The sequence below is a fragment of the Ideonella sp. P3_A4 genome (assembly GCF_056403075.1).
On sequence record NZ_JBFUGE010000368.1, the window covers coordinates 1 to 6,026 of the forward strand.

Here is a 6,026-nt window from a genome sequence, read left to right on the forward strand (position 1 = left end):
GAGTACGACGAGGCATAGAACAGGCCCGGGTACTTGGCAGCCGCCATCAGCTCGATGATCTTGGCGATCGGCTCGGCGTTGGTCGTGAACATCACGCAGTCCGGCCGGTTGATCAGCAACTCGTGCGCAGCGGCTTCGAAGTTGGTCGCGTTGCGGTCGATCGCCACGATCACCTTTGGTGTCATGCCCACATCGGCCAGCGATTGCTTCAGCGAATTCAGGTTGCTGGCCGCGGCATCCGCCATGTAGACGATGCCCACGCCCTTCAGGCCGAAGTCCTTGGCATAACCAATCATCCGCCGGTACTCGGCGTCGTGGCCGACGCGCACGTTGAAGACGTTCTTGACGTTGGCGGCACGCAAGCCCAGGTTGCCGCTGGCAGTACCCAGCAGCGCGATGCGTGAATCTTCGATCACCGGCAAGCTGGCCTCGGCGCCGACGCCGCTGGTCAGGCCGATCAGGCTGATGGCGTCGGTCTCCGCCAGGCTCAGCACGTTCTTCATGCAATTGGCGCGCAAGCCGCCATCGTCCAGGCAGTTCAGCTCGAAGCGAACGCCGTTGTTCTGCGCATTGGCGGCAGCGAAAGCGGCGGCAATGCCGCTGCGCATGTCCTGCCCGTAGGCGGCCTGGCCGCCAGTGAGTGAGGCCGACTGGCCAAATCGAACGACGCGGGTGTCCGCGCGGCTCACCAGGGGCCACGCCCCCATCGAGGTACCCAAGCCCACAGCCGAAGCTGCTGACAAAGCCTGCACGAATGATCTTCTCTGCATGACGCGCTCCCTGAAAGTACAAACGTGCGGCGTTGCCGTTTGTGACTGTGTCGTCGTCTTTGCCGAGAGCGCTTTAAGCGCTGCGTATGTCCGATTACGTTTGCTACATATGGTTACGAGCGGCAAAATGGCGAACCATTCGRCAGACGGCCTTTCTGACGTGGGCTTTCTGGATTTCCTTCGGTGGCCGGACTCCTAGAATGAACCGAACCCGGCCTCCTTGACCGGGATCAAATCCCCCGCTGCCGCGCGTGGACTGACCTGGTTCGCGCCGCACGCCGACTGCCCCACCGGAGCCGCACCATGGACACCCGCACCGCCCCCGCCCGCCTTCGCATTGCCCGCCTGCGCGAGGTGATGGCCGCGAACCATGTGGATGCCGTGCTGGTGCCGTCGAGCGACCCGCACTTGTCTGAATACCTGCCCGGCCGCTGGCAGGGCCGGGAGTGGTTCTCGGGCTTCACCGGCTCGATGGCGACGCTGGTGGTCACGATCGGCGAGGCCGCGCTGTTCGCCGACAGCCGCTACTGGACGCAGGCCGAAGCCGAGCTGCAAGGCAGCGGCATCTCACTGGTCAAGATCCCGACCGGCGCCGCGACGCACCATCTGGACTGGATCACCGAGCGTGTGCGCCCGGGCCAGGCACTGGCGGTCGATGGCCAGGTGCTGGGTCTGGCGGCCGCACAGCAACTGCGCGGCGTGACCGAGCGCGCCGGCATCCGCTTGCTCACCAACGTCGACCTGCTCGAATCGGCCTGGGTCGATCGCCCGAGCCTGCCAACCGCCGCGGTCTACGACCACGTGGCCCCGCAAGCCCCGGTGGCCCGCCCGGCCAAGCTGGCGCTGGTGCGGGAAGCGATGTCGCGCCACGGCGCGACCCACCATTTCGTCTCGACGGTCGACGACATCGCCTGGATCACCAACCTGCGCGGTGCAGACGTTGCCTACAACCCGGTCTTCCTGGCCCACCTGTTGATCAGCCACCAGGCCGCGACGCTGTTCGTTGGCACCGGCAAGGTCAGCGCCGAGCTGGCCGCCACGCTGGCGGCTGACGGCATCACGCTGGCCGACTACGGCAAGGCGCCGGCGGCGCTGGGCGCGCTGGGGCAGGGTGCCCGCCTGCTGATCGACCCGAAGCGTGTCACGCTGGGCCTGCGCGAAGCGGCGCCCGAAGGGCTGACCGTGATCGAGGCGATCAACCCGAGCACCTTGATGAAGAGCCGCAAGACCGCGGCCGAAGCGGCGTTTGTGCGCCAGGCGATGGAAGAAGACGGCGCCGCGATGTGCGCCTTCTACGCCTGGCTCGAGCCGGCGCTGGCCAGCGGCGAGCGCATCACCGAGATCACGATCGACGAGAAGCTGAGCGCCGAGCGCGCCAAGCGCCCGGGCTTTGTCGGCCTGAGCTTCCCGACGATTGCCGGCTACAACGCCAACGGCGCCATGCCGCATTACCGCGCGACGCCTGAGCACCATGCGGTGATTGAAGGCAACGGCCTGCTGCTGATCGACTCCGGCGCACAGTTCATTGGCGGCACGACCGACATCACCCGTGTCTGGCCGGTCGGCACGCCTTCGCCTGAGCAAAAGCGCGACTACACGCTGGTGCTCAAGGGCACGCTGAGCCTGAGCCGCGCGCGCTTCCCGCGTGGCACGCTGAGCCCGCACCTCGACGCGCTGGCTCGCGTTCCGCTGTGGGCCGAGAGCCTCGAATACGGCCACGGCACCGGCCATGGCGTGGGCTACTTCCTGAACGTGCACGAAGGCCCGCAGTCGATCAGCAAGGCCATCCCCGATATCAACATGGCGATGGAGCCGGGCATGATCACCTCGATCGAGCCGGGCCTGTACCGGCCGGGACGCTGGGGTGTGCGGATCGAGAACCTGGTGCTGAACGTGTCGGCACCGGCCAGCGAGTTCGGCGAGTTCCTCGAGTTCGAGACACTCACCCTGTGCCCGATCGACACCCGTTGCCTCGACCTGGGTCTGCTGCGCGCCGATGAAGCCGACTGGCTGAACCGCTACCACGCCACCGTGCGCGAGCGTCTGGCGCCCAAGCTCAGCGGCGACGCGTTGGCTTGGCTGATGACGCGCACCGAGCCGGTCAAGGTCTGAAGCGGTTCTGCCGTCGCTCCTGTCGCGGTTGTGGCGGCAGGATAGCGGCGGCGCCCCGGACGCTGGCCCGCTCGCGGGCCACTGTTGGCGGTGGGCAAACTGCGGTGCCATTGACACCGTGGAGCTTGAGATGCGTGGGGGCGACCGCGAATAAGGGCCGGCGCCCGGAACGCCACCGCCACCCTGCGGGCACCCACATTGTTATGACACCGCGTGCCATGCCACTCCGTTTGCGGGGTAGGGGGCTCGGGGTGCCTTCGTAGGCCTTCATTCGCGGTCGCCCCAACCGCCGCGCCGCGTCACTCGGTGCCGATCGAGAGACCGTGGCCTGCGCAGCGCCTTTCCCCGCGAGCGGGGCCGGAGAAGGCATCCCGGGCCGCCTGCCCCTGCGCCGCCCTTTGAATGCCGCCTGGGCAAGGCCCGCGGCCCAGCAAGGCAACAAGCTTCAAGGCAAACTCGCTGCCCATGAAACTGCTCTTCGTTGCCGACCCGCTCGCGGGCTTCAAGATCCACAAGGATTCGACCTTCGCGATGATGCGCGAGGCCGCCAAGCGCGGCCATGCGATCTACGCCTGCGAACCCACCGACCTGTCGTGGGAGCGTGGTGGTCGCGTCGCCGCCCATGTGCGCCACATCTCGCTGACCGGCGCGTCCGGCTACGGTGTCAAAGACTGGTTCAAGGTCGAAGACGAGACCCGTGCGGCGCTGGCCGAGTTCGACGCGGTGCTGATGCGCCTGGACCCGCCGTTCGACAGCGAGTACTTCTACGCCACGCACCTGCTCAGCCGCGCCGAAGCCGAGGGCGCCCGCGTCTTCAACTCGCCGCAGGCGCTGCGTGACCACCCCGAAAAGCTCGCGATCCTCGAGTTCCCGGAGTTCATCACCCCGACGCTGGTGACCCGCAACGCGGCCGACATCCGCAGCTTTCACGACGGGCACAAGGACATCATCCTGAAACCGCTCGATGGCATGGGCGGCATGGGCATCTTCCGCGTCAAGGAAGACGGCCTGAACCTGGGCAGCATCATCGAGACGCTGAACCGCGACGGTGCGCAGACGGTGATGGTGCAGAAGTACCTGCCGGCCATCAGTGCTGGCGACAAGCGCGTGCTGGTGATCGGTGGCGAGCCGGTGCCTTACTCGCTGGCGCGCATCCCGCAGGGCAGCGAGATCCGCGGCAACCTCGCAGCCGGCGGCAAGGGCGTGGCACAGGCGCTGACGACACGTGACCGCGAGATCGCCGAGGCGATCGGCCCGAAGCTCGCGGCGCGTGGTCTGCTGCTGATCGGCCTCGACGTGATCGGCGACCAGCTCACCGAGATCAACGTCACCAGCCCGACCTGCTTCCAGGAGATCACCGACCAGATGGGCTTCGACGTGGCGAAGATGTTCGTTGATGCGCTGGAGGCGGCGCTGGTGCGCTGAGTCTTGCGCCTTCACTTTGCCGCGGCCCTTCGACAGGCTCAGGGCGAACGGTGGAGGGATCGCGCTGGCACCACTGTCCGTTCGGGCTGAGCTTGTCGAAGCCTTGGCGTGACGTCCGCACACGGCCACGGGGGACAATCGCCCCATGGCTCTGCTCACTCTCACCAACGCCCACCTCGCTTTCGGCCATGTGCCGCTGCTCGACGGTTCCGACTTTTCCCTCGAAGCCGGCGAACGCGTCGGCCTGATTGGCCGCAACGGCACCGGCAAATCGTCGCTGCTGAAAATCCTCGCCGGCCTGGAGCGGCCCGACGACGGCAACCTGCAGCTGCAAAGCGGCGTGCGTGTCATCTATGTGCCGCAAGAGCCCGTGTTCGACCATGCCTCCACTGTGTTCGACACCGTCGCCGAAGGCGTGGCCGAGGCGCGTGAACTGCGCGCCCGCTTCGAGGCCCATGAGCCGCACGAAGACCTCGATGCCCTGCAGACGCGGCTCGAAGCGCTCGATGGCTGGACCTGGGAGCAGCGCGTTGACGAGACGCTGCAGCGCCTGCGCTTGGATCCCACCGGCACCATCTCGGAGCTGTCTGGCGGCACTAAAAAGCGCGTCGCACTGGCCCGCGCACTGGTCGCGGCGCCCGACGTGCTGCTGCTCGACGAGCCGACCAACCACCTGGACCTGGACGCGATCGACTGGCTCGCCGGCCTGTTGAACAACTTCCGGGGTGCGCTTGTCTTGATCACCCACGACCGCGCGTTCCTCGACGCGGTGGCCACCCGCATCGTCGAGTTGGACCGCGGCAACCTGCACGGCTACCCCGGCAACTTCGCCGCCTTCGAAGCCGCCAAGCAGCGCGAGCTGGAAGCCGAGGCCTTGGCCAGCGCCCGCTTCGACAAGCTGCTGGCGCAAGAAGAGGTCTGGATCCGCAAGGGCGTCGAAGCCCGCCGCACCCGCAGCGTGGCCCGCGTGCAGCGGCTGGTGAAACTGCGCGAAGAGCATGCGGCGCGGCGCGAGCAGCAGGGCCGCGTGCGGCTGGACATCGACCGTGGCGCCGCCTCGGGCAAGCTGGTGGCCGAGCTGGAAGGCGTGTCGAAAGCCTATGGCGACAAGACCATCGTGCGCGACTTCTCGGCCATCTTCCTGCGTGGCGACAAGGTCGGCCTGGTTGGCCCCAACGGCGCCGGCAAGACCACGCTGCTGAAGATGATCCTCGGCCAGCTCACGCCCGACAGCGGCACGGTGCGCACCGGCTCGAACATGCAGATCGCCTACTTCGACCAGATGCGCGAAGTGCTGGACCCGAACAAGACGCTGGCCGACACCATCAGCCCGGGCAGCGAGTGGATCGAGATCGGCTCGCAGCGCAAGCATGTGATGAGCTACCTCGGCGACTTCCTGTTCGCGCCGGCGCGCGCGAACTCGCCAGTCAAGAGCCTGTCAGGCGGCGAGCGCAACCGGCTGCTGCTGGCTCGCCTGTTCGCGAGGCCGGCCAATGTGCTGGTGCTCGACGAGCCGACCAACGACCTCGACATCGAGACGCTGGAGCTGCTCGAAGAGCTGCTGCAGGACTACGACGGCACGGTGTTCCTGGTCAGCCACGACCGCCGCTTCGTCGACAACGTGGTGACGAGCACCGTGGTGGCTGAGGGCGACGGCCTCTGGCGCGAATACGAAGGTGGCATAGCCGATTGGCAGGCGCAGGCCGCACGCAGCGCCGC

The 6,026-nt window shown here is 67.3% G+C and carries 4 protein-coding genes; 3 read left to right on the plus strand and 1 reads right to left on the minus strand.

The features are described from left to right. Positions 1-770: ABC transporter substrate-binding protein (locus AC1DYI_RS24240; protein WP_477206694.1), on the minus strand; the 770-nt coding region annotated here is incomplete at its 3' end. Between the two features lie 303 nt (positions 771-1,073). Here AC1DYI_RS24240 and AC1DYI_RS24245 point away from each other — a divergent pair. The 3 genes from AC1DYI_RS24245 to AC1DYI_RS24255 all read left to right on the plus strand — a co-directional run. Beyond that, entirely contained in the window at positions 1,074-2,882 is a 1,809-nt protein-coding gene (locus AC1DYI_RS24245) for an aminopeptidase P family protein (protein ID WP_477206695.1), read from the plus strand. Positions 2,883-3,347: 465 nt separating this feature from the next. After that, positions 3,348-4,307 carry a glutathione synthase gene (gene gshB / locus AC1DYI_RS24250; RefSeq protein ID WP_477206696.1) on the plus strand — a complete coding sequence of 320 codons (960 nt, stop codon included), beginning with the start codon at positions 3,348-3,350 and terminating at the stop codon, positions 4,305-4,307. 145 nt (positions 4,308-4,452) lie between these two features. Next, a partial coding sequence (locus tag AC1DYI_RS24255; RefSeq protein WP_477206697.1) for an ABC-F family ATP-binding cassette domain-containing protein occupies positions 4,453-6,026 on the plus strand: 1,574 nt, incomplete at its 3' end.

What these genes read in the sequence shown, in the direction of transcription:
- AC1DYI_RS24245 (WP_477206695.1), top strand. Translation starts at nt 1,074, where the DNA reads ATGGACACCCGCACCGCCCCCGCCCGCCTTCGCATTGCCCGCCTGCGC.
- gshB (WP_477206696.1), top strand. Translation starts at nt 3,348, where the DNA reads ATGAAACTGCTCTTCGTTGCCGACCCGCTCGCGGGCTTCAAGATCCAC.